This is a genomic window from Variovorax ginsengisoli, from assembly GCF_030486595.1.
Taxonomy (GTDB): Bacteria; Pseudomonadota; Gammaproteobacteria; order Burkholderiales; family Burkholderiaceae_C; genus Variovorax; species Variovorax ginsengisoli_B.
The window spans coordinates 166,466-188,521 of the sequence record NZ_JAUJZH010000002.1 but is presented as its reverse complement, the minus strand read 5'-3'; the positions used below and the strand labels follow the sequence as shown (position 1 = coordinate 188,521).

19 protein-coding genes are annotated in these 22,056 nt (G+C 70.7%); 11 read left to right on the top strand and 8 right to left on the bottom strand.

The features are described from left to right. Positions 1–44: 44 nt before the first annotated feature. From QZH52_RS03420 to QZH52_RS03410, 3 genes are all read right to left on the bottom strand, one after another. Entirely contained in the window at positions 45–1,169 is a 1,125-nt protein-coding gene (locus QZH52_RS03420) for an ATP-binding protein (protein ID WP_301803786.1), read from the bottom strand. Between the two features lie 65 nt (positions 1,170–1,234). Further along, positions 1,235–1,543: a putative quinol monooxygenase gene (locus tag QZH52_RS03415; protein ID WP_301803784.1), complete on the bottom strand. Its 309-nt coding sequence runs from the start codon at positions 1,541–1,543 to the stop codon at positions 1,235–1,237. A 60-nt stretch (positions 1,544–1,603) separates the two neighbouring features. Continuing rightward, complete coding sequence (locus tag QZH52_RS03410) at positions 1,604–2,023, bottom strand: VOC family protein (RefSeq protein ID WP_301803781.1); 420 nt, start codon at positions 2,021–2,023, stop codon at positions 1,604–1,606. Between the two features lie 98 nt (positions 2,024–2,121). Here QZH52_RS03410 and QZH52_RS03405 point away from each other — a divergent pair, with 98 nt between their 5' ends. Further along, on the top strand, positions 2,122–2,769 hold the full coding sequence (locus tag QZH52_RS03405) for a TetR/AcrR family transcriptional regulator (RefSeq protein WP_301803779.1): 648 nt from the start codon (positions 2,122–2,124) through the stop codon (positions 2,767–2,769). A gap of 82 nt (positions 2,770–2,851) precedes the next feature. After that, entirely contained in the window at positions 2,852–3,199 is a 348-nt protein-coding gene (locus QZH52_RS03400) for an FHA domain-containing protein (protein ID WP_286519677.1), read from the top strand. A 17-nt stretch (positions 3,200–3,216) separates the two neighbouring features. On the opposite strand, the gene QZH52_RS03395 is transcribed toward QZH52_RS03400, so the two are convergent. Continuing rightward, the gene (locus tag QZH52_RS03395) at positions 3,217–5,019 is read right to left on the bottom strand and encodes an NAD(P)/FAD-dependent oxidoreductase (protein WP_301803773.1); all 1,803 of its coding nucleotides are present in this window, start codon (positions 5,017–5,019) and stop codon (positions 3,217–3,219) included. Between the two features lie 71 nt (positions 5,020–5,090). Further along, positions 5,091–6,029 (bottom strand): LysR family transcriptional regulator, encoded by a 939-nt coding sequence (locus tag QZH52_RS03390; protein WP_301803770.1) that lies wholly within the window; start codon positions 6,027–6,029, stop codon positions 5,091–5,093. A 101-nt stretch (positions 6,030–6,130) separates the two neighbouring features. Between QZH52_RS03390 and QZH52_RS03385 the strand changes: the two genes are divergently transcribed. From QZH52_RS03385 to QZH52_RS03360, 6 genes are all read left to right on the top strand, one after another. Continuing rightward, positions 6,131–7,105, top strand: coding sequence for a Bug family tripartite tricarboxylate transporter substrate binding protein (locus QZH52_RS03385; protein WP_301803767.1), 975 nt, complete (start codon positions 6,131–6,133; stop codon positions 7,103–7,105). Between the two features lie 23 nt (positions 7,106–7,128). Further along, a complete protein-coding gene (locus tag QZH52_RS03380; RefSeq protein ID WP_301803763.1) occupies positions 7,129–8,388 on the top strand; it encodes a CaiB/BaiF CoA transferase family protein in 1,260 nt (419 codons plus the stop codon). Beyond that, on the top strand, positions 8,388–9,374 hold the full coding sequence (gene acuI / locus QZH52_RS03375) for an acrylyl-CoA reductase (NADPH) (protein WP_301803760.1): 987 nt from the start codon (positions 8,388–8,390) through the stop codon (positions 9,372–9,374). The genes QZH52_RS03380 and acuI overlap by 1 nt, the downstream gene beginning before the upstream one ends. A 79-nt stretch (positions 9,375–9,453) precedes the next feature. Further along, a complete protein-coding gene (locus tag QZH52_RS03370) occupies positions 9,454–13,818 on the top strand; it encodes a DEAD/DEAH box helicase (RefSeq protein WP_436411530.1) in 4,365 nt (1,454 codons plus the stop codon). 20 nt (positions 13,819–13,838) lie between these two features. Continuing rightward, a complete protein-coding gene (locus tag QZH52_RS03365; protein WP_436411529.1) occupies positions 13,839–14,264 on the top strand; it encodes an Lrp/AsnC family transcriptional regulator in 426 nt (141 codons plus the stop codon). A 63-nt stretch (positions 14,265–14,327) separates the two neighbouring features. After that, on the top strand, positions 14,328–15,338 hold the full coding sequence (locus QZH52_RS03360; RefSeq protein WP_301803756.1) for an aldo/keto reductase: 1,011 nt from the start codon (positions 14,328–14,330) through the stop codon (positions 15,336–15,338). A gap of 13 nt (positions 15,339–15,351) precedes the next feature. Here QZH52_RS03360 and QZH52_RS03355 read toward each other — a convergent pair whose 3' ends face one another. Continuing rightward, positions 15,352–16,359, bottom strand: coding sequence for a bile acid:sodium symporter family protein (locus tag QZH52_RS03355; RefSeq protein WP_286533292.1), 1,008 nt, complete (start codon positions 16,357–16,359; stop codon positions 15,352–15,354). A gap of 70 nt (positions 16,360–16,429) precedes the next feature. Between QZH52_RS03355 and QZH52_RS03350 the strand changes: the two genes are divergently transcribed. Further along, positions 16,430–17,335 carry a LysR family transcriptional regulator gene (locus QZH52_RS03350; RefSeq protein ID WP_301803746.1) on the top strand — a complete coding sequence of 302 codons (906 nt, stop codon included), beginning with the start codon at positions 16,430–16,432 and terminating at the stop codon, positions 17,333–17,335. Between the two features lie 9 nt (positions 17,336–17,344). Here QZH52_RS03350 and QZH52_RS03345 read toward each other — a convergent pair whose 3' ends face one another. Continuing rightward, positions 17,345–18,280, bottom strand: a complete 936-nt coding sequence (locus tag QZH52_RS03345) for a LysR family transcriptional regulator (protein WP_301803744.1) — start codon at positions 18,278–18,280, stop codon at positions 17,345–17,347. A gap of 115 nt (positions 18,281–18,395) precedes the next feature. On the opposite strand from QZH52_RS03345, the gene QZH52_RS03340 reads away from it, so the two are divergent. Together QZH52_RS03340 and QZH52_RS03335 are read left to right on the top strand one after the other, a co-directional pair. After that, positions 18,396–19,823, top strand: coding sequence for a M20 family metallopeptidase (locus tag QZH52_RS03340; protein WP_301803741.1), 1,428 nt, complete (start codon positions 18,396–18,398; stop codon positions 19,821–19,823). Positions 19,824–19,836: 13 nt separating this feature from the next. Then, a complete protein-coding gene (locus tag QZH52_RS03335) occupies positions 19,837–20,823 on the top strand; it encodes a Bug family tripartite tricarboxylate transporter substrate binding protein (RefSeq protein ID WP_301803739.1) in 987 nt (328 codons plus the stop codon). 10 nt (positions 20,824–20,833) lie between these two features. On the opposite strand, the gene QZH52_RS03330 is transcribed toward QZH52_RS03335, so the two are convergent. Continuing rightward, positions 20,834–21,901, bottom strand: coding sequence for a pirin family protein (locus QZH52_RS03330; protein ID WP_301803735.1), 1,068 nt, complete (start codon positions 21,899–21,901; stop codon positions 20,834–20,836). Positions 21,902–22,056 lie beyond the last annotated feature (155 nt).

Here is a 22,056-nt window from a genome sequence, read left to right as displayed (position 1 = left end):
CCCCTGAAGAAACGCGCCCTCGGGCGCGTTTTTCTTGGGCGTCGTCAGTCGATCGTCCTGCGGCTGCGCACCCAGGCTTCGAACTCGGGGTCCTCGAAGCGGTAGAGGCCGTGGTCGACCCGTGCCATCGCCTGCATCTTGGGACCGGTCAGGCGGCGCAGGGCGCTTCGGGGCACGCTGGCCGTGACGTCCCCGCTGCCCATCAACTCGCGCAGCTGCGTCAGTGCGGCGGCGCCATACAGGTCCTGCACGCCGCGCGCGGCGAGCAGCAGGACCGCGCGATCGGACCGGTTCATGGCCTTCCAGGCTTTCGCGTGGCCACTGTCGTCGTGGACGCGTGCCAGCGTGTGCTGCAAGGCCAGTTCGGGGCCCTGGCCCTGATAGAGCAGGTAGCGCTCGATATACCAGCGGAAGAACTCGGGAGTTTCCTTCAAGGACAGGAAGGCCTGCCTTGCATCGGCGAGCGCCAGCGGCTGCTTCGCCAGCCGCTTGACCTGGGCCACCGTTGCCGAGACGAAGGCATCGCCGAGCAGTGGGAACGGCTCCACCGGCGCCCAGTTGTAGAACGGCGCCGATGCCCGCGAGAACATTTCGCGCAGCGCCGCTTCCGACGAGCCAGCGAACAGGACCTTGACGCTCGCCTTGCGAATGTCCAGCCCCGCACGCAACGAATGCGCCACCTGGCGGTGCTCGGGCGCGGCGAGCACTTGCGCCTCGTCGATCATCAAGATGAGACGCTTGCGGGTCTTGTCGGCCGCTTGGAGCGCCGCCTGGATGGCCGGAACGGCGAGTTTTTCCTTGTCGGCGAGGTCCAGCTCGAGCGAACCCTCGACGCCGAGGGGCAGCTTGCCGCCGGCCTTCATCTTGCGGATCGGCGTCGACAGGTCTTCCCAGAACTGTGCGAGCCCCTTGGGCCTGGCGGCCGACAGGATGGCGGTGGCGATCGCCTGGCCCGGATGATCGGCGTCGTCCCAGAGGTTGGTGTAGGCGGCCAGGTAGCCGGCGGCTTCGGCGGCCGGCAGCAGGTCATGCTTCAGGAATTCGCTCTTGCCCATGCGGCGCCGGGCGAACAGCCCGCGGGCCGACACCAGGCCGAGGTCGAAGGCTTGCAGGTAGCCCCCGGCGAGCTCGGGGCGGGCGAAGTGCCAGGGGTCGGACGGCGTGCGCATCCGACGGATTTTGGCACAACTTTGTCAATTGACAGAAATGTGGAAGTTTCTGTCGGAACCGGACCTCAGGCCGGTTCGAGCACGTGGATCAACCGGCTCTCGGTCCAGTCCTTGACCTTGGCGCCGTAGGCGGCCATGTGGGGCGCCGCCGCGTGGGCCTGCAGGTCGGCGAGGGTTTCCCACTTCTCGACGACGACGAAGGTGTCGGCGCCGAAGCTTGCGCGCGAGGCCGGCATGCCCGCCGCGTCGATGGTCGCGGTGTACTCGATGCAGCCCTTCTCGGCCAGCACCGCGGGCCGGTTGGCGCGGTAGGCCTCGAGGATCAGCGCGCGTTGGCCGGGCTTGGCGGTGATGACGGCGACGACATGGATCATGGACGATGGCTCCTTTGGAATGAACCATCGAATTTACGGGCAAAGCGCCGCGGCCGCTTGTCACATCGGCGCGGGCACCTGCACCATCCACAAGATGCCGAAGCGGTCCTCCACCATGCCGAAGGCCGGTGACCAGAAGGTCTTGCCCAGCGGCATCTGCACCTGGCCGCCTTCGCCCAAGGCGTCGAACAGCCGGCGGGCCTCGGCCTGGTCAGCGGCGTTCAGCGACAGCGCGAAGCCCTTGAAGGTGGGCTGGCCCTTGGCGAAGCCATCGGAGGCCATGAGCATCGTCTCGCCGATATTGAAACTCGCGTGCATCACCTTGTCTTCCGATCCCGGCGGCACCTTGTCGGCCGGGATCGGGTCGGGGCTTTCCTTGAAGCGCATCAGCATCGTGACCTGGGCGCCGACCGCCTTGCGGTAGAACTCGAGCGCCTCCTCGCAGCGGCCCTCGAAGAAGAGATAGGACTGGACTTGCATCGTGACTTTCCTTTCGGTGAGAGGTGGAAGAGGATGTTTGTGTACAACGTCCACAAAACGATAGCAAAGATAATGGACGCTGTCCACATGAAAGATCGATGACATCCACCGTCCCCGCCCGCTCTTCCGCGCGCAGCACCTACCGCCATGGCGACCTGCGCCGTGCCTTGCTCGAATCGGGCGTCGAACTGGCCCGCGCCGGCGGCCCTGAAGCGGTGGTGCTGCGCGAGGCGACGCGCCGCGCCGGGGTGGTTCCCAACGCCGCCTACCGGCACTTCGCGAGCCGGCAGGCGCTGCTCCAGGCGGTGCGGGCCGCGGCCCTGGCCGCGGTGGCACGGGCCATGGAGGCCGAATTGGCGGCCCTGGCCCCGACGGCCGATGCGGCGGAGTACGCGCGGGCCAGCGTGCGCGCCGTGGGCACCGGCTACCTGCGCTTCGCCCGGGCCGAAACCGGCCTCTTCCGGACCGCCTTCGCGGCGCCGGTCGAGGTCGAGGGCGCGCCGCTGGATGCCAAGGGCGGCGCGAGCGGCCTCAACCCCTTCGAACTGCTCGGTGCCGCACTCGACCGGCTGGTGCAGGCCGGCGCCCTGCCGCCCGAGCGCCGGCCGGGGGCCGAGTTCCTGGCCTGGTCGGCGGTGCACGGGCTGGCCCTGCTGGTCATCGACGGCCCGCTGCGCGGCCTGCCGACGCCGCAGGCGGAGTCGCTCGGCCAGCGCTTGCTCGACATGGTCGAGAAGGGCCTGTGAATACGGGATGTAACCCTAAAGAACTTGTACTTTAGTACTCCTAAAGCTAAGTTTGGACGCTCTTGAAATGGAGCGTGTACGGATGGCGATGCTGATCTTGATGACCCCCACCGGCCAGACCACCCAGGTGCCGGTGTCGGAGCCCGGCATGACCATCGGCCGGGCCGAACACAACCACGTGGTGTTGGCGTCGCCGCGGGTCAGCCGATTTCACGCCAAGCTCAGCACCGAGGGGCCGCTGGTGATCCTGCGCGACCTGGGCAGCCGCAACGGCACCTTCGTGAACGGCAAGCGCATCGAGATGCAGGCGCTGGCCAACGGCGACAACATCGACATCGCCGGCTATTGGATGCGCTTCCTGGCCCCGGAGCAGGAAGTGATCGGCGACGAGAGCGTCCGCTTGATGAGCGCGCGCGGCGACCTGGTCTGAGATCGCCCCGGTTGGGCTCAGCGGGTGTGATGCACCGGAGCGGTCTCATACACCGGCGTCGGCAGGCCTTCCATCCGCGCCTTCAGCTGCAGCGCCAGGAACTGCGAATAATGGCGCGACTGGTGCAGGTTGCCGCCGTGGATCCACAGCTGCGGCACCTGCGTGGGCTTCCACATGTTGCGCAGCTCGCCCTCCCAGGGGCCGGGGTCCTTCGGCGTGTCGGAGCCCAGGCCCCAGACCTTGCCGACCTTGTCGGCCACCTCGGGCGAGATCAGCTCGGCCAGCCAGCCGTTCATCGAGCCGTAGCCGGTGGCATAGACGATCAGGTCGGCCGGCAGTTCGCTGCCGTCGCTCAGGGTCACCGATTTCGGGTTGATGCGCTCGATGGTCACGCCGCTGCGGAGCTTGATGCTGCCGTTGGCGACCAGTTCCGAAGCGCCGACATCGATGTAGTAGCCCGAGCCGCGGCGCAGGTACTTCATGAAGAGGCCGGAGCCGTCGACGCCGAAGTCGAGCAGGAAGCCGGCCTTCTCGAGCCGCCCATACAGGTCGGCGTCGCGCCGCTTCATCTCCTCATACACCGGCACCTGCATCGGCGCCATGATCTTGTAGGGCACGGAGGCGAAGATCAGGTCGGCCTTGTCGGTCGTGACGCCGGCCTTGAGCGCGGCCTCGGAGTAGAGCCCGCCGAGCGCCAGCTCCATCAGCGAATCGGAGGGCGCGATGTGGGTTGAACTGCGCTGGATCATGGTCACGTCGGCGCCGTTCTCCCACAGCGCGGCGCAGATGTCGTGGGCCGAATTGTTGGAGCCCAGCACCACGCACTTCTTGCCGCGCCAGGCCTCGGGCCCGGGATGCGCGCTCGAATGGTGCTGCTCGCCCTCGAAGGTCTCGGCGCCGGGAATCTTCGGCAGGTTCGGATAGCCCGAGACGCCGAGCGCGAACACCAGCTGCTTCGGCCGCAGCGTGATCTCGCGGCCGTCGCGCTCGACGACCACTTCCCATTCCTTCTTCGCCTCGTCGAAGCGGGCCTTCTTCGCGGTGGTCGAGCCCCAGTAGTTGAGCTCCATCACCTTGGTGTACATCTCGAGCCAGTCGCCGATCTTGTCCTTGGGCGAGAACACCGGCCAGTCGTCGGGAAACGGCAGGTAGGGCAGGTGGTCGTACCAGACCGGATCGTGCAGGCACAGGCTCTTGTAGCGCTTGCGCCAGGAGTCGCCGGGCCGCGCGTTCTTCTCGACGATGATGGTCGGCACGCCGAGCCGCCGCAGCCGCGCGCCGAGCGCGATGCCCCCCTGCCCGCCGCCGACGATCAGCACGTAGGGCTGCTCGGTGAAGCCCAGCGTCTCGGCCTCCTGCTGGCGCCGTTCGAGCCAGGTCTTGCGCTGCGGGTTCGCGCCGTGCTCTGCGCCCTTGACGCGGCCCTCCCCCTTGTGCTCCTCGAAGCCCTTGAGCTCGGTCATGGTGGTGAGCAGCGTCCAGGCCTTGCCGTTGCGCAGCCGCAGGTGGCCGCGCCCGCGCGCGACCGCGGTCTCGAAAGTGAACCAGGCTTCGACCACCCCGTCGGCCTCGGTGGCGTCGCCCTCGACCACGAAGGCGGTGGGCCGGGTGTCGGCCAGCCGGGCCTCGAGCATCTTGCGGATCGCCTCGGGGCCCTCTTGCGTGCGGATGTTCCAGGTGAAGGCGACCAGGTCGCGCCAGTAGCTGTCGGCCTCGAAGAGGGCCACCGCGGCGTCGATGTCGCGCCGCTCCAGCGCGGACTGGAAATCGGCCAGCCAGGCGCTGGCGGTCTGCGTCGGATGGTTCGACAGATCGGTCATGTCCAGTGTCTCCTTCGTTCGCGCCCCGCGATCGGGCAGGGCGAGAACCGTACGCCCATCCCCGATCGACGTCAAACGGTGGCCGGCAGTCCCAGGGCCTGCCGCAGCAGGCCCAGCCGCGGGTTGTCCGTGCCCGTGCGGTGGATCAGCGCCACCGGCCCGGCCGGGATCGGCGGATGCACCCGCACCCGCATCACGCCGCTGGCCCCCGCGCTGTCCAGGGTCGACGCCGGCACCGCACTGAGGCCGAGGCCGGCCGCGACCAGGCGCAGGTTGGTCACCGGGCTGGTCGACTCGACCACCGGCACCGGCGCCATCAGGCCCGCGCTGCGGAACACCTCGTCCATCATGCGTCGCACCATCGAGGTCGGGGCCGGCATGATCCAGCGCTCGCGGCACAGGCGCGGCCAGTCGACCCGGCGGGCCCGGCCGAGCGGATGGCCCGGCGGCGCGATCACGGTGAAGTCGGCATCGAACAGTCTCTCGTAGTGCAGCGGCTGCCCCGCGGCTTCGGGCATCTCGGTCGGATAGCTCGTGACCAGCGCATCGAGGCGCCCTTCCAGCAGCGCCTGCACGAGCAGCGGGACGCGCTCTTCCATCAACTGCACCCGGACCCGGGCCTGCTCGCCGACCAGGCGGGCGAACACCTCCGGCAGGTAGCCCTGGGCGACGAAAGGCGGCGCCCCGATGCGCAGCAGGGTGACGGCCGGCTCGGCCGAGGCCTCGGCGCCGAGGTGCGCCAGTTCCTGGAGCAGCATGGCGGCGCCGCGGACCACGATCTCGCCGCGCGGCGTGGTCGCCAGGCCGCGCGCGCTGCGTGTGAAGAGCGCGAAGCCGAAGCTCGCCTCGACTTCGCCGAGGGACTTGCTCAACGCTGGCTGCGTGAGGTTCAGCACCGCGGCGGCGGCGCGCAGGCTGCCGCCGCGCTGCAGTTCGACCAGCAGCTGAAGGTGGCGGAAACGCAGCCGCGCGATGAGTCGGCGCGCTTCGCCGGAGGGCTCTGAAGGCATGTGGTCGCTTTCCAAAAAGTTTGCACCCAATGAAAACATATCACTGTTGGATATCGCTGTACCGACCTATGCTGATGCCACACCAGAAGGAGACATTCGCCATGGATCGCCGCAGTTTTTGCCGGGCCGCATCGGCCCTCGCTCTTGTGCCGCTGGCCGTACGCGCCGCCGACGGCTTCCCCGGCAAGCCGGTGCGCATCATCTCGCCCTACGCCGCGGGCGGCGGCCCCGACGTGCAGCTGCGCCAGGCCGGCCCGGCGCTTGGCGAGGCGCTGGGCCAGTCGATCGTGATCGAGAACAAGGTCGGCGCGGCCGGCGTGCTGGCCGCGCAGTACGTGGCACAGGCGGCGCCCGACGGCTACACGCTGCTGATGGGCTCCAACACGCACTTGATCCAGAAGATCCTGCAGCCCGATCTCAAGTTCGATCCCATCGCCGACTTCGTGCCGGTCAGCAACTTCGCATCCTCGCCCACCGTGCTGGTGGTGCGTGCCGACAGCCCCTACCAGACGCTCGAGGACCTCATCGCGGATGCGAAGGCCAAGCCGGGCCAGATGAACTACGGCTCCGGCGGCATCGGCACCTCGGCCCACCTCGCGGGGGCGACGCTGGCCTCGCTCGCGGGGCTCAAGGTCACGCACATTCCGCTCAAGGGCTCGGTCGAGATCGCCGCCTCGCTGCTGCGCGGCGACACGCAGTTCGCGTTTCCGGTGGCCGGCACCGGCGTGCCGCAGGTCAAGGGCGGCAAGCTGCGCGCGCTGGCCGTCACCAGCCGCCAGCGCCTGAAGCAACTGCCCGAGGTGCCGACCCTGCACGAGCGGCTGAAGAACGAGCTCGCGGTGCAGGAGTCGTGGTTCGGCCTCTGGGCCCCGGCCCGCACGCCGCAGGACGTGATCGCGGTGCTGTTCGCGGCCGCGACCCGGACCTTGAAGACGCCGGCCCTGCAAGCCGCCTTCGAGGCGGCCGGCAACGAGGCCGCGATCAGCGAGAGCCCGCAGGCCTTCGCCGCCTTCGTGCGCAGCGAGAACCGCAAGTGGGCCGAGATCGTGAAACTGGCCGGCGTGACGGCGAGCTGAAGCCGAACAGGAGAACAGGCACCATGTCCAAACCCCTCGAAGGTGTGCGCGTCATCGACATGTCGCACGTGATCGCCGGTCCCCTGGCGTCCCTCTACCTCGCCCAGTTCGGCGCCGAGGTGATCAAGATCGAGCCGCCGCAGTCCGGCGAGGTGATGCGCGCCAGCAAGGCCGCGCCGGAGGAAGGCGACACGCCGGCCGGTTTCGCGGCGCTGAACGCCGGCAAGCGCTCCTTCGCGGCCGACATCCGGACGGCCGAAGGTGCCGCGCTGGTGCGCTCGCTGGCCCGCACGGCCGACGTCTTCATCGAGAACTTCCGCCCCGGCGTGGTCGCGAAGTACGGGCTCGACTACGCCGCCATCCAGGCCGAGCGGCCGGACATCGTGTACTGCTCGATCTCCGGCTACGGCCAGGAAGGCGAGTGGTCGCGGCGCGGCGCCTACGACCATGTGGTGCAGGCCCTGACCGGCATGATGATGATGTCGGGCGACAGCGCCGAGGCGCCGCCGCTCAAGGTGGGCTTCCCGGTGATCGACGTCGCCGTCGGCATGCTCGGCGCGCTGTCGATCGTGGCGGCCCTGCATCGCCGCGAGCGCGAGGGCCTGGGCCAGTACATCGATGCCTCGATGGTGCAGGCCTCGCTGATGCTGATGTATCCCAACGCGAGCAGCTTCCTCACCGGGCGCGTCGAGCCGCAGCGGGTCGGCAATCGCGGCTACACCGGCAGTCCCACGGCCGACACCTACCGCTGCGCCGACGGCTGGCTCGCCACCGCGGCCAACACGCCGGCACAGTTTCGCAAGCTCACGGCGGTGCTGGCGCTCGAGCCGCTCTGCGACGACGCGGCGGCACTCGACCTCGAGGCCTTCCATGCACCGGGCGGCGGCTTCGTCGTCGCCCGCGACCTGCCCTATCTGCAGCAGCGCTTCCGCGACGCCTTCGCGAGCCGGTCGGCGGTCGAGATGGAGCAAAGGCTCAATGCGGTCGGCGTGCCGGCGGCTCGGGTGCGCAAGCTCGGCGAATTCCTCGACGAGATGGAATCGCGAGGCGGCGCCGCTCTGCAGCCCGTCGCCTTCGCGCAGGGCGCATCGACCGTGCGCACGCCGGGCCTCGGCTTCCGCTATCGTTTCGACGGCGCCGCCGCGGCCACCGGCGCGCCCCGGCTCGGCCAGGACACCCACGCGCTGCTGGCGGAATTGGGATGGGGCGCCGAAGCCATCCGGTCGCTGTGCGATGCTCGCGCGATCCGCTTGTATCCGCCGATCCAACAAGGAGCGCTCTGATGTTCGATGCCCTGCTGCTGACCAAGACCGACGACGGCACCACCCGCGCCGCCGTGACCGCGCTCGACCCGAGCGCCCTGCCCGAGGGCGAGGTGCGGGTCGACGTGGCGTTCTCCACCGTCAACTACAAGGACGCCCTGGCGATCACCGGCAAGTCGCCGGTGGTGCGCAAGTTCCCGATGGTGCCGGGCATCGACTTCGCGGGCACGGTCGCCGAGAGCAGCGACGCGCGCTACAAGAAGGGCGACCCGGTGCTGCTCAACGGCTGGGGCGTGGGCGAGGCGCATTGGGGCGGCCTCGCGCAGCAGGCCCGCGTCAAGGCCGACTGGCTGGTGGCCATCCCGCCGGGCTTCGATGCGCGCCAGACGATGGCGATCGGCACCGCGGGCTACACCGCGATGCTGTGCGTGATGGCGCTGCAGCAGCACGGCTTGACGCCGGCCTCGGGCCCGGTGCTGGTCACCGGCGCCAACGGCGGCGTCGGCACGATCGCGATCGCCCTGCTGGCCCGGCTGGGCTTCGAGGTGCATGCCTCCACCGGCCGAACGGCCGAGGCCGCGCACCTGCAGCGCCTGGGCGCTCGCGAGATCATCGACCGGGCAACGCTCGGCGAGCCCGGCAAGCCGCTGCAGAAAGAGCGCTGGGCCGGTGCGGTCGACAGCGTCGGCAGCCACACGCTCGCCAACGTGTGTGCCAGCCTGCGCTACGGCGGCACGGTGGCCGCCTGCGGGCTGGCGCAGGGCATGGATTTCCCGGCCAGCGTGGCGCCCTTCATCCTGCGTGGCGTGACGCTCGCCGGGGTCGATAGCGTGCAGGCGCCGCAGGCCCGCCGGGTCGAGGCCTGGCGACGGCTCGCGGCCGAGCTGCCGCGCGACCTGCTCGACGCCAATACCCAGACCCTCGGCCTCGGCGCGGTGGCCGAACTGGCGCCGCGCCTGCTCGCGGGACAGGTGCGCGGCCGCGTGGTGGTCGACGTCAGGGCCTGAGGGCGCAGGTTGCAGCTTGTGTCGGCGCCGCGGCCGGCGCCTTGACATCGCCCCGCGCGGCCTGATCTCATGCAAGGCCGTGCATGACACTTTCCATCCCGCCGTCGCCCGCTGGTTCGACGCCACCTTCCCGGCCCCGACCGAGGCCCAGGCCGCCGCCTGGCCGGCGATCGCGACCGGCCGCCACACGCTGATCGCGGCGCCGACCGGCTCCGGCAAGACGCTCACGGCCTTCCTTGCGGCGCTGGACGGCTTGGTGCGCCAGGGCCTGCAACCCGGCGGCCTGCCGGACCAGACCACAGTGGTCTACGTGTCGCCGCTGAAGGCGCTGTCGAACGACATCGGCCTCAACCTGCAGGCGCCCTTGGCGGGCATCCGCGCCGAACTCGCCAAGCTCGGCCTGCCCGACGTCGAGATCCGCACCGCCGTACGCACCGGCGACACGCCGGCCCGCGAGCGGCAGCAGGCGCTGCGCAAGCCGCCCCATGTGCTGGTCAGCACGCCCGAGTCGCTGTACGTGCTGCTCGGCTCGGTGTCGGGCCGCAAGATGCTGTCGACGGTGCGCACCGTGATCGTCGACGAGATCCACGCCATCGTCGGCAGCAAGCGCGGCAGCCACCTGGCGCTGTCGCTCGAGCGGCTGCAGGCGCTGTGCCAAGCGCCGCTGACGCGCATCGGCGTCTCGGCGACGCAGAAGCCGATCGACGAGATCGCGCGCTTCCTGGTCGGGGCCGGCGCGGTGGTCGACGGTGTCGCCGACTGCGCGATCGTCGACATCGGCTATGCCAAGCAGCGCGACCTGGCGCTCGAGCTGCCGCCGACGCCGCTCGAGGCCGTGATGTCGAACGCCCAGTGGGAGCAGGTCTATGCGCGCATCGCCGCCCTGGTCCATGCGCACCGCACCACGCTGCTGTTCGTCAACACGCGCCGGATGGCCGAGCGGGCGGCGCGGCACCTGGGCGAGATCCTCGGCAAGGAGGTGGTCGCGGCGCACCACGGCAGCCTCGCGAAAGAGACCCGCCTCGATGCCGAACAGCGCCTGAAACGCGGCCAGCTGAAGGTGCTGGTGGCCACGGCCTCGCTCGAACTGGGGCTCGATATCGGCGACGTCGACCTGGTCTGCCAGCTCGGCTCGCCGCGCTCGATCGCCACCTTCCTGCAGCGCGCCGGCCGCTCCGGCCATGCGGTGGGCGGCGTGCCGAAGGCGCGGCTGTTCCCGCAGTCGCGCGACGAGCTGGTCGAGTGCGCGGCGCTGCTCGACTGCGTGCGCCGCGGCGAACTCGACGCGCTGCATGTGCTGCCGGCGCCGCTCGACGTGCTGGCGCAGCAGATCGTGGCCGAGACCGCCTCGCGCGAATGGGAGGAAGACGAACTGTTCGCGCTGGTGCGGCGCGCCTGGCCCTATGCTGACCTGAAGCGCGAGGATTTCGCGGCGGTGGTGCGGATGCTGTCGGAAGGTTTTTCCACCCGCCAGGGCGCGCGCGGCAGCTACGTGCACCGCGATGCGGTGCACCAGCTGCTGCGCGAGCGCCGGGGTGCGCGCATGACCGCGCTGACCTCCGGCGGCACCATTCCCGAGACCGGCGACTACACGGTCGTGCTCGAGCCGCAGGCGCACAAGATCGGCACGGTCAACGAGGACTTCGCGGTCGAGAGCCTGGCCGGCGACGTCTTCCAGCTCGGCAACGCCAGCTACCGCATCCTGAAGATCGAGCCCGGCCGGGTGCGGGTCGAGGACGCCCATGGCGCCGCGCCGAACATCCCCTTCTGGCTCGGCGAGGCGCCCGGGCGCAGCGACGAGCTGTCGTTCGGCGTTGCGCGGCTGCGCGCCGGGATCGAGGCGGCGTTGGCCGCCCGGGGCGTCGACGGTGCGACCGAATGGCTCGCCGGCGCGGTCGGCCTCGAAGCCGAAGCGGCGCGCCAGATCGTCGAGCACCTGGCCCGAACGCTGGGCGTGCTCGGGGCGCTGCCGACGCAGCAGCGCATCGTGATGGAGCGCTTCTTCGATGCCTCGGGTGGCATGCAGCTGGTGATCCATTCGGCCTTCGGCAGCCGGCTGAACCGGGCCTGGGGGCTGGCACTGCGCAAGCGCTTCTGCCGCCAGTTCAACTTTGAACTCCAGGCCGCCGCGACCGAGGATGCGATCGTGCTGTCGCTGTCGACCAGCCACAGCTTCGCGCTCGACGAAGTCGCGCGCTACCTGCACTCGGCCTCGGCGCTCGACGTGCTGGTGCAGGCGCTGCTCGATGCGCCGCTCTTCGGCGTGCGCTGGCGCTGGAACGCCACCACGGCGTTGGCCCTGCCGCGCTTCATGGGCGGGCGCAAGGTGGCACCGCAGCTGCAGCGGATGAAGTCCGAGGACCTGCTGGCCGCGGTCTTCCCGGACCAGGTCGCCTGCGCCGAGAACCTGGCCGGCGCCCGCGAGATCCCCGACCACCCGCTGGTCGCACAGACGCTGCAGGACTGCCTGTACGAGGCCATGGACGCCGCCGGCTGGCTGCGGCTGCTCCAGAAGCTGGAGTCCGGCGAGATCGAGGTGCTGGCGCGCGATGTGCCGGCGCCGTCGGCGCTCGCGGCCGAGGCGCTGAATGCCCGGCCCTATGCCTTTCTCGACGACGCGCCGCTCGAGGAGCGCCGCACCCAGGCGGTGCAGAACCGCCGCTATGTCGATCCGGAAAGCGCTGACGACCTGGGCCAGCTCGACAGCGAGGCGATCGAGGCCGTGCGCCAGGAAGCCTGGCCGCGGGCGCGCAGCGCCGACGAGATGCACGAGGCGCTCCATGGGCTCGGGGTGGTCAGCGACGCCGAGGCCTTGGCCAACGCAGGCTGGCGCGACTGGCTGCAGGCGCTGGCGGGCGACCGGCGGGCGACGCGGCTGGCGGTCGCCACGGCGCCGGGCGGCGGGCTGTGGGTCGCGGCCGAGCGATGGGCGCAGGTCCGCACGCTCTACCCCGGGGCCGCGCTGGCGCCCGAGATCGAGCCCCCGTCCGATGCGCCGCCGCCGGCCGATGCCGACGACGTCCTGCGCGAACTGCTGCGCTCGCGGCTCGGTGGCCTCGGCCCGGTGTCGGCGCCTGCGCTGGCCGCGTCGCTCGGGCTGCCGGGGGCCGACATCGATGCCGCCCTGGGCGCGTTGCAGACCGAAGGCTCGGTGTTGCAGGGCCGCTTCACGCCCGGCACACCGGCGCTCGAATGGTGCGAGCGTCATCTGCTGGCGCGCATTCACCGCTATACGCTGAAGCGGCTGCGGCAGGAGATCGAGCCGGTCGAGCCGCGCGACTTCGCGCGCTTCCTGTTCGAGTGGCAGCGTGTCGCTGCCGCCAGCCGGGTCAGCGGCCCCGAGGCGCTGGCCGGCATCCTGGCGCAGCTCGAAGGCTACGAAGCGCCGGCCGGACTCTGGGAGGCCGAGCTGCTGCCGGCGCGGGTCAAGGACTACGCCCCGGCCTGGCTCGACGAACTCTGCACCGCGGGCCGCACGCTGTGGACGCGGCTGCGACCGGTGGCCATCGAAGGCCGGCCGGGCGGTGGCAGCCCCTCGCTGCGCTCGGCGCCGATCCTGCTGCTGCCGCGCCGCAGCGCCGCGCTCTGGACCGGCCTCGCGCCGGCGCCCGGGAACGACGACGGCCTCGGCTCGCGGGCCCGGCGGGTGGCGGCGTTCCTGGCCGAGCACGGCGCTTCCTTCTTCGACGAAATGGTCCAGGGCACACACCTGCTGGGCACCGAACTCGAGGATGCGCTGAGCGAACTGGTGATGCGCGGCCGGGTGCATTGCGACAGCTACGCCGGTCTTCGCGCATTGCTGATCCCGCCCTCCAAGCGAGCGTCGTCGACGCATGGGCGGCGGCATCGCCGCACGGCGCTGTTCGGGATCGAGGACGCGGGGCGCTGGTCGCTGGTCCGCGCGCGTCCGCCGGTGGCGGCCGCCGATCCGCCCGCGCGCGGGGGCAGCGATGCGGTCGAGCAGGTCGCGCGGGTCCTGCTGCGCCGCTACGGCGTGGTTTGCTGGCGCCTGCTCGAGCGCGAGGCCGCCTGGCTGCCGCCGTGGCGCGACCTGGTGCGCGCCTACCGCCGGCTCGAGGCCCGCGGCGAGATCCGTGGCGGCCGCTTCATCGCCGGCGTGGCGGGCGAACAATTCGCCTTGCCCGAAGCCATCGGCCTGCTGCGCGAAACGCGGCGCCGGCCGCTCGATGGCGCCCTCGTCTGCCTCGCAGCCGTCGACCCCGCGAACCTGCTCGGCACCATCATGCCGGGCCCGAAGGCCGCGCGGGTGGCGGGTTCGCGGGTGCTCTACCGCGACGGCGTGCCGATCGCCAGCCTGGTGGCCGGCCAGGTCGAATTGCTGCAGGTTCTGACGCCGTCGCTGGCGCAGGCCGCCCATCGGGCGTTGATGTTGGAGGCGCCCTCGCGGGTGGCCGAGCTGGTGTCGCAGCAGGCGTCGGGCTAGGCCTTCGCTAGACTGGCGTGATGGACATCGACCCGCTCGACCATCGCCTGATCGCCTTGCTGCGGCAGGACGCCCGCCTGCCGGCGGCCGTGCTGGCGCAGAAGCTCGGCGTCTCGCGCGGCACGGTCGCCAATCGGCTGCGCAAGCTGGAGGATGGCGGCGTCATCGTCGGCTATGCGGTGCAGCTGCGGCCGGAGGCGCGCTCGGACGAGATCCGCGCCTGGATGGGCATCCTGGTCGAAGGCAACCAGACCCGCACGGTGATCGCCAGCCTGCTCGGCGAGCCCGGCGTCGCCGCGCTGCACGACACCAATGGCCGCTGGGACCTGCTGGCCGAGCTGCGCGCCGCCTCGATGGCCGAGCTGTCGCAGGTGCTGGAGCGGATCCGGCTGCTGAAGGGGATTCGCAGCACGGAGACCAGCATTCATCTGGCCACCTATCGGTAGCCGCAAGCGCGTCTGCTGGCGGTTCACTATCATGGCCGACCGCCCCGAATCCGGAGTCCTTCGATGAGCATCCCCACCACCCGCCTCGGCCGCACCGGCCTCACCGTGTCGCGCCTCGCGCTCGGCACCATGACCTTCGGCCTGCAGACCGACGAGGCGGTGTCGCACCAGATCCTCGACCGCGCCGCCGAGGGCGGCATCAATTTCCTCGACACCGCGGATGTCTATCCGCTCGGCGGCACCGTCGACACCGCGGGCCGCACCGAGGAGATCATCGGCCGCTGGCTGCGCGCCAAGGGCGCGAGCCGGCGCCATGACTTCATCATCGCGACCAAGGCGGCGAACAAGGTCGGCCCTCACAGCTGGGACCAGGGCAATTCCCGCAAGCATCTGCTCGACGCCATCGATGCATCGCTGAAGCGGTTGCAGACCGACCACGTCGATCTCTACCAGCTCCACCACGACGACCGCGAGACGCCGCTCGACGAAAGCCTGGAGGCACTCGACACGATCGTCCGCTCGGGCCGTGCGCGCTACATCGGCGTCTCGAATTTCCTTGCTTACCGGCTGGCCCGCGCGATCGGCCGCGCCGAGCTTCGCCGGCTCACCCAGCTGGTGTGCGTGCAGCCGCGCTACAGCCTCCTGTTCCGCGAGATCGAGCGCGAGCTGCTGCCTCTGGCCGGCGAGGAAGGCCTGGGCGTGATCCCGTACAACCCGCTCGCGGGCGGCCTCCTGACCGGCAAGTACAAGTCCGAGGCCAAGCCGGAGGCGAACACGCGCTTCACGCTCGGTACGGCCGGCGGCATGTACCAGGACCGCTACTGGAACGAGCGCAGCTTCGGCACCGTCGCCGAGCTGCACCGGCTGGCCGATGAAGCGGGCGTGCCGCTCTCGACCTTGGCGGTGGCCTGGGTGATGGCCAATCCGCTGGTCACCGCGCCGCTGCTCGGTGCCAGCCGGCCCGATCAGCTCGATGCGACGCTGGCCGCGGCCGACTACCAGCTCGACGCCGGGCTGAAGCAACGGCTGGACGAGCTCACCGCCGAGTACCGCAAGGGCGACGCCCCGCGTTGAGCGAAGCGAAGCGTCAAGCGGCGGGCTTGACCTTCTCGATCTCGGCCGCGGCCGCGTCGGCCTTGCGGCGCGCATAGCGCTGGGCGAGCACTGCGCAGACCATCAGCTGCATCTGGTGGAACAGCATCAGCGGCAGCACGATCGCGCCGACCGCGTGCGAGGCGAACAGCACCTTGGCCATCGGGATGCCGCTGGCAAGGCTCTTCTTGGAGCCGCAGAACACGATCGTGATCTCGTCGGCCTTGTCGAAGCCCAGCGCGCGGCTGGCCCAGGTCGTGACGAACAGCGCCAGCGCCAGCAGCACCGCGCAGACCACCAGCAGGCCGGCGAGCGCCGACATCGGCACCTGCTTCCACAGCCCCTCGATCACGGCCGCGCTGAAGGCGGTATAGACCACCAGCAGGATCGAGCCGCGGTCGACCAGTGTCAGCACCGAGGCGCGGCGCTTGATCCAGCCGCCGATCCAGGGCCGCAGCAGATGGCCGGCGACGAAGGGCACCATCAGCTGCAGCAGGATGCGGCCGATGGCATCGAACGAAGCACTGGCGGCGCCGTTCGGCACCACGATCAGGTTGACCAGCAGCGGCGTGATGAAGACGCCGAGCATCGTCGAGGCCGAGGCGCTGCAGATCGCGGCCGGCATGTTGCCGCGCGCCATCGAGGTGAAGGCGATCGCCGACTGGACGGTGGCCGGCAGCACGCACAGGAACAGCACGCCGGTGTACAGCTCGGGCGTGACCAGCGGCGTCAGCACCGGCTTGAGCGCCAGGCCGAGCAGCGGGAACATGACGAAAGTGGCGCCGAACACCAGCAGGTGCAGCCGCCAGTGCGTGATGCCGCCCATCACGGCCTCGCGCGACAGCTTGGCGCCGTGCAGGAAGAACAGCAGGCCGATCGCGACCGTGGTCAGGCGCTCGAAGAAATGCGCCGTGGCGCCGCTCGCCGGCCACAGGCTGGCCAGCGTGACGGTGGCGACCAGGGCCAGCGTGAAGTTGTCGGGGAGGTAGCGTGAACGTGCCATGGCCCCGATTGGACCGCGGCCGCATTCAAAAGAGAAATGGATTTATCTTATAGATATATGATTTGACCGCATGAATGTGAGCCTGCGTCAGCTGCGAGTGTTCCGTGCCATCGCCGACGGCCGCAACTTCAGCCGGGCCGGCGACCAGGTCGGCCTGTCGCAGCCCGCGGTCAGCCGCTCGATCCATGAACTCGAGTCGCAGCTCGGCCTGAAGCTGCTCGACCGCACGACGCGGGAGGTGGTGCTGACCGAGGCCGGCCAGTCGCTCGCGCTGCGCCTGGCGCGCGTACTCGACGAACTCGACCAGGCACTGGCCGAAGTCCATGGCATGGCCGGTGCGCGGCGCGGCAAGGTTCGCGTGGCCAGCAGCCCGACCCTGTCGGCCAACCTGATGCCGGCCTGCATCGCCGAATGCGCGCGGCGCGAGCCCGAGATCGAGTTCGTGCTGCTCGACCGCATCCAGCAGGACGTGCTGGACAGCGTGCGCGCCGGCGAGGTCGATTTCGGCGTGGTGGTCGAGCCGCCCGACACCGACGACCTGCATGGCGAGCCGATCCTCGACGATCCGTTCTGCCTGGTGCTGCCGCCGGGCCACCGGCTGGCGGCGCAGCGCACGCTGCGCTGGTCGGACCTCGACGGCGAGGCGCTGGTGCTGCTCGACCATGCCTCGGGCAGCCGGCGCCTGATCGACGAGGCGCTGGCCCGGCATGGCCTGCGCTGCGAAATCCGCCAGCAGGTCGGGCATCCGACCACCGCCTTCCGCATGGTCGAGCAGGGCATCGGCATCAGCGTGATGCCGGCGCTGGCTGCCCCGCCGACCGGGCTCGCGGTGCTGGTCATGCGGCCGCTGCTGCCGCGGGTGCAGCGCTCGATCATGCTGGTGCATCGGCGCAATCGGGCGCCGTCGCCGCTGGCGCAACGGGTGTGGGGGCTGATCCGGGCGGTGGCCGGCGACATGCGCAGCCGGACGGCTTGAACCTGCGCCTCAGGTCTTCCTGGCCCGTCCCAGCTTGCGCCGGCTGGCCTGAGTGATCGCCTTCACCAGGTGCTGCACGAAGGCCTGCACCGGCGCCGTCAGGGTGCGGCCTTCGAGCGAGAGCAGTTGCAGCCGGCGCTGCTGCATCGGCGCATCGGCGAAGGGACGCGCCACGACCAGGCCTTCGTTGATCAGGTGCATCACGGTCAGGTGGCCCGACAGCAGCACGTCGGGCGTGCGCAGCAGCGGCAGTTGCGCCGACGAGTAATTGCTGACGAACACCGGCCGGTATTGCACGCCCAGGACGCTGCAGGCCTGGTCGAAGAGCTGGCGCGTGGTCACGCCCTTGCTGCCCACGATCAGCGGATAGCGCACCACCTCGGCCACTTGCAGCATGCGCTGCGGCGCCAGCGGATGGTCGAGCCGCAGCACCGCGTGCACCGGCGCCGGCGCGGCATGCTCGATCTTCAGGCCGGGCTCGGGCGCGACGACGTACTTGAGCACGATGTCGGTCTCGCCACGTGCCAGCAGCAGGCTCACTTCATCGGGCGAGCCGACGTGAAGCTCGATCTGGCTGCCTGGGTTGGCATCCCGGAATTCGCCCACCACGGCCGGCATGAAGTGGGACGCGAAACCCTCGGTGCAGGCGATGCGAACGCGGCCGGCCTGCTGGCCGCCGAGATCGCGCACCTGCTCGATCACCTGCTCGGCGTCGAGCACGGCATTGCGCAGGTGCGCCGACAGCCGCAGGCCCGCGGCAGTGAGCGTCATGCCGCGGGCGCTGCGCTCGAACAGCGCGGTGCCCAGGCTGTCCTCGAGCTTGGCGATCTGGCGGCTGACCGCCGACGCGGCGACGAACAGCCGCGCCGCGGCCTGGTTGACCGAGCCGCTGCGCGCCACTTCGAGGAAGTGGCGCATCGGGATGCTGAGGAGTGTGGGTGCCATGGGAAAGCCCGCGGGTCGCGTATTGCCTCAAAGGCAATGGGAGTGTGCCAAAACGATGATGGAAGCAAAGCCTTTCAGGCCTTGTACTTGCAGCATTCCCACGAAACGCAAGCAAATGACACGCACCGACGCCCTCGCCTCCGCGGCCGGCTACTTCGACGACGGCGGATTCTTCGCCGATCTGCAGCGGCGCATCGCCTTTCGCACCGAGAGCGACACCGGAACCGCCACGCCGGCGCTCGAAGCCTACCTGCGCAGTGAACTGGTGCCGCCGCTCGAAGCGCTCGGCTTCGGCTGCGAGCTGATCGCCAATCCGGTGGCCGGCGGCGGTCCGTTCCTGATCGCGCGCCGGATCGAGGGCGCCGAACTGCCCACGGTGCTGAGCTACGGCCACGGCGACGTCGTGAGCGGACAGGACGCGCACTGGGCCGAAGGGCTGTCGCCCTGGTCGCTGACCGTTCGTGGCGAGCGCTGGTATGGCCGCGGCACGGCCGACAACAAGGGCCAGCACACGGTCAATCTCGGCGGGCTCGCCGCCGTGCTGCGGGCCCGCCGAGGGCGGCTGGGCTACAACGTGACCTGGCTGATCGAGATGGGCGAGGAAGCCGCCTCGCCCGGCCTGCAGGCGGTCTGCGAGCAGCAGCGCGAGAAGCTGCGCGCCGACCTGCTGATCGCCTGCGATGGTCCGCGCGTGAGCGCGGCCCGGCCGACGCTGTTCCTCGGCTCGCGCGGCGCGGTCAACTTCAGCCTGCGCCTGCGCGCCCGGCCGCGCGGCTACCACTCGGGCAACTGGGGCGGCGTGCTCGCCAATCCGGCGACCGTGCTGAGCCATGCCGTGGCCTCGCTCGCCGACGCGCGCGGCCGCATCCTGGTCGAGGCGCTGCGGCCGCCGCCGATCCCGGCCCCGGTGCGCGCGGCGCTGGCCGACATCGCCATCGGCGGCGGCACCGAGGACCCGGCCCTCGATGCCGGCTGGGGCGAGCCGGGGCTGAGTCCGGCCGAGCGCCTGATGGCCTGGAACACGATCGAGGTGCTGGCGCTCGGCGCCGGCTCGGCCGAGCGGCCGGTCAACGCGATCCCGGGCCAGGCGGTGGCGCACTGCCAGTTGCGCTTCGTGGTCGGCACGCCCTGGCAGGAACTCGCGCAGATCGTGCGGGCGCACCTGGATGCGCGCGGCTTCGGGCAGGTCGAGGTCGAGGTCACGCTGGCCGGCGCCGCGACCCGGCTCGATGTCGAGAACCCGTGGGTCGATTGGGCCCAGCGCTCGATCGCCCACAGCTGCGGCCAGCGCGCCGACCTGTTGCCGAATCTCGCGGGCTCGCTGCCGAACGATGTGTTCGCCGGCCAGCTGGGCCTGCCGACCTTGTGGGTGCCGCATTCGTACCCGGCCTGTGCGCAGCACGCGCCCAACGAGCACCTGCTGGCGCCGCTGGTTCGCGAGGGACTTCAGCTCATGGCCGGCCTGTACTGGGACCTCGGCGCGGAGGGCCAGGCACCCTGGCAGGCCGGTGCGCTGTCTTCGACTTCCCTTCCTTCACTTTGACCTTTCGATCACCATGATTTCCATCATCTCCCGCCGCGGCCTGTCTGCGCTCGCCTTTGCCGCCGCCGCCACCCTCGCCCTGCCCGGCTGGTCTCAGGATGCCTGGCCGGCCAAGCCTGTCAAACTGGTGGTTCCCTTTCCGCCCGGCGGCGGCACCGACCTGGTGGCGCGGGCCATGGGCCAGAAGCTCGCGGAGCGGCTCAAGCAGCCGGTGGTGATCGACAACAAGCCCGGCGCCTCGACCATCATCGGCACCGATGCGGTGGCCAAGGCGGTGCCCGACGGCTACACGCTGCTGCTGTCGGGCTCGACCAGCTACAGCGTCAACCCGGCCCTGCGGGCGAAGCTGCCCTACGACCCGGTGCGCGACCTGGCACCGATCGCGATCGTGGCGCGCACGCCGCTGGTGCTGGTGGTCAACGGCAGCGCGCCGTGGCACTCCGTGGCCGACCTGGTCGCCGCAGCCAAGGCCAGTCCCAAGGGCATCCGCTATGCGACTTTCGGCAGCGGTTCGGGCCCGCACCTGGCCGGCGAGCTGCTCGCGCTGGCGGCCGGCGTGCAGCTGCAGGACGTGCCGTACAAGGGCAGCAGCCAGGGCGCCATCGCGCTCATTGGCGGCGAGATCGAAATGGGCATCGACACCGTGGCCTCGGTCGCGCCGCATGTGCGCTCCGGCAAGCTGCGGGCGCTCGGCATCGTGGGCGCTACGCGCTCGAGCCTGCTGCCGGAGGTGCCAACCCTGGCCGAGCTGAAGCTGCCCGAAGCCACCTTCGACGCCTGGTACGGTTTTGCCGCGCCGGCCCGCACACCCCAGCCCGTGATCGACAAGCTGGTGCGCGATGTCAGCGCGACGATGGCCGATCCCGCCGTGCAGGCCCAGTTGCGCGCGCAGGGCATGGAGCCGGTGGTGATCGGCGCGGCCGCCTTCCGCAGCCAGATGGAAAACGAGATCTCGCGCTACCGGGCGCTGGCGCACCGCGCCGGGATCGCGCCGGAATAAGGCGGTCGCCTCAACGGGCCGCGGCGTGATCCTGCGGCTTTTCCTCGCGCCCACCCGGGTGGCGCGCGAATCGGGCCGGATCGCGCCCGTGCACCGGCGCCTGGTCCGGCCACGGCCAGCCGCCGAACTGGGTGCGGCGGTAGTCGGCCATGGTCTGCGCGATCTCGGCCTGCGTGTTCATCACGAAGGGACCGTACTGCGCCACCGGCTCGCCGATCGGGCGGCCCTGCAGCAGCAGGAATTCGCCGACCTCGTCACCGTTGACCAGTTCGACCGCGGCGTCGGCGCGCAGCTCGATGGCCGCGCTGCCGTCGACCGCCTGGCCGGCGACCGTCACCGAACGGCCCTTGAAGAAATACAGGCTGCGCCGCGTGCCTTCGCCCGCGGCCGCCGGCAGCGTCCAGCGCGCATGGGGCTCCATGCGGAGGGTCCAGATCGCCACGTCGGCATCGGCTTGGGCGGCCCAGGAATCCGGCGGCGGCACCAGCGGGCCGCCGGCGCCCGGCTCGCCGTCGATCGGCGCGATCCGGCCCGCGATGCTCGCGACCTCTGTCTTGCGGCCTCCGGCATCGGTGGCGGTGAAGCTCGGAATGTCTTCGGCCCAGAACATCGTGAAGTGCGGCTCGGCCATCTTGCTGCGCGCCGGCAGGTTCAGCCAGATCTGGAACAGCTCGAGCGGATTGGCGGCGTCGGCCTTCAGCAGCGGGAACATCTCCGAATGCACGATGCCCTTGCCGGCCGTCAGCCACTGGACGTCGCCGCCACCGAAGCGCGCGGTCGCGCCCAGTGAATCCGAATGATCGACCAGGCCCTTGCGCACGATGGTCACGGTCTCGAAGCCGCGGTGCGGGTGCCCCGGGAAGCCGGGCACGGGATGGCCGTGGTACATGCTCCAGCCGTCCTTGCGGCTGAAGTCCTGGCCCAGGTCGCGGCCGGCCAGCGGCGCGTCCGGGCCCATCTGCGGGTTGGCCCGCGGGTAGGCGTCGTCGTGATAGGCGCAGAACAGGAACGGGTCGATCGTCGCCCAGGGGAAGCCGAGGGCCTTGATCTGGACGATGGGGTTGGCGGCGGTGGTCATGGTGGCGCTTTCGTGGAGCTGGCGATGGGGCGTGTCCAAGGCAGATGGGGCCAGGGCCGGGCCGTGAAAAGCCCCGGGCATGGAACGCAGTGGCACGGCGGGTGGAACGCCGCATCCCCACGCGCCCGGGGTGTCCAGTGATGATGCCCGCACCG

Coding starts and splice junctions, on each gene's coding strand:
- QZH52_RS03420 (WP_301803786.1), bottom strand. CDS start 1,169: ATGCGCACGCCGTCCGACCCCTGGCACTTCGCCCGCCCCGAGCTCGCC.
- QZH52_RS03415 (WP_301803784.1), bottom strand. CDS start 1,543: ATGATCCATGTCGTCGCCGTCATCACCGCCAAGCCCGGCCAACGCGCG.
- QZH52_RS03410 (WP_301803781.1), bottom strand. CDS start 2,023: ATGCAAGTCCAGTCCTATCTCTTCTTCGAGGGCCGCTGCGAGGAGGCG.
- QZH52_RS03405 (WP_301803779.1), top strand. CDS start 2,122: ATGACATCCACCGTCCCCGCCCGCTCTTCCGCGCGCAGCACCTACCGC.
- QZH52_RS03400 (WP_286519677.1), top strand. CDS start 2,852: ATGGCGATGCTGATCTTGATGACCCCCACCGGCCAGACCACCCAGGTG.
- QZH52_RS03395 (WP_301803773.1), bottom strand. CDS start 5,019: ATGACCGATCTGTCGAACCATCCGACGCAGACCGCCAGCGCCTGGCTG.
- QZH52_RS03390 (WP_301803770.1), bottom strand. CDS start 6,029: ATGCCTTCAGAGCCCTCCGGCGAAGCGCGCCGACTCATCGCGCGGCTG.
- QZH52_RS03385 (WP_301803767.1), top strand. CDS start 6,131: ATGGATCGCCGCAGTTTTTGCCGGGCCGCATCGGCCCTCGCTCTTGTG.
- QZH52_RS03380 (WP_301803763.1), top strand. CDS start 7,129: ATGTCCAAACCCCTCGAAGGTGTGCGCGTCATCGACATGTCGCACGTG.
- acuI (WP_301803760.1), top strand. CDS start 8,388: ATGTTCGATGCCCTGCTGCTGACCAAGACCGACGACGGCACCACCCGC.
- QZH52_RS03365 (WP_436411529.1), top strand. CDS start 13,839: ATGGACATCGACCCGCTCGACCATCGCCTGATCGCCTTGCTGCGGCAG.
- QZH52_RS03360 (WP_301803756.1), top strand. CDS start 14,328: ATGAGCATCCCCACCACCCGCCTCGGCCGCACCGGCCTCACCGTGTCG.
- QZH52_RS03355 (WP_286533292.1), bottom strand. CDS start 16,359: ATGGCACGTTCACGCTACCTCCCCGACAACTTCACGCTGGCCCTGGTC.
- QZH52_RS03350 (WP_301803746.1), top strand. CDS start 16,430: ATGAATGTGAGCCTGCGTCAGCTGCGAGTGTTCCGTGCCATCGCCGAC.
- QZH52_RS03345 (WP_301803744.1), bottom strand. CDS start 18,280: ATGGCACCCACACTCCTCAGCATCCCGATGCGCCACTTCCTCGAAGTG.
- QZH52_RS03340 (WP_301803741.1), top strand. CDS start 18,396: ATGACACGCACCGACGCCCTCGCCTCCGCGGCCGGCTACTTCGACGAC.
- QZH52_RS03335 (WP_301803739.1), top strand. CDS start 19,837: ATGATTTCCATCATCTCCCGCCGCGGCCTGTCTGCGCTCGCCTTTGCC.
- QZH52_RS03330 (WP_301803735.1), bottom strand. CDS start 21,901: ATGACCACCGCCGCCAACCCCATCGTCCAGATCAAGGCCCTCGGCTTC.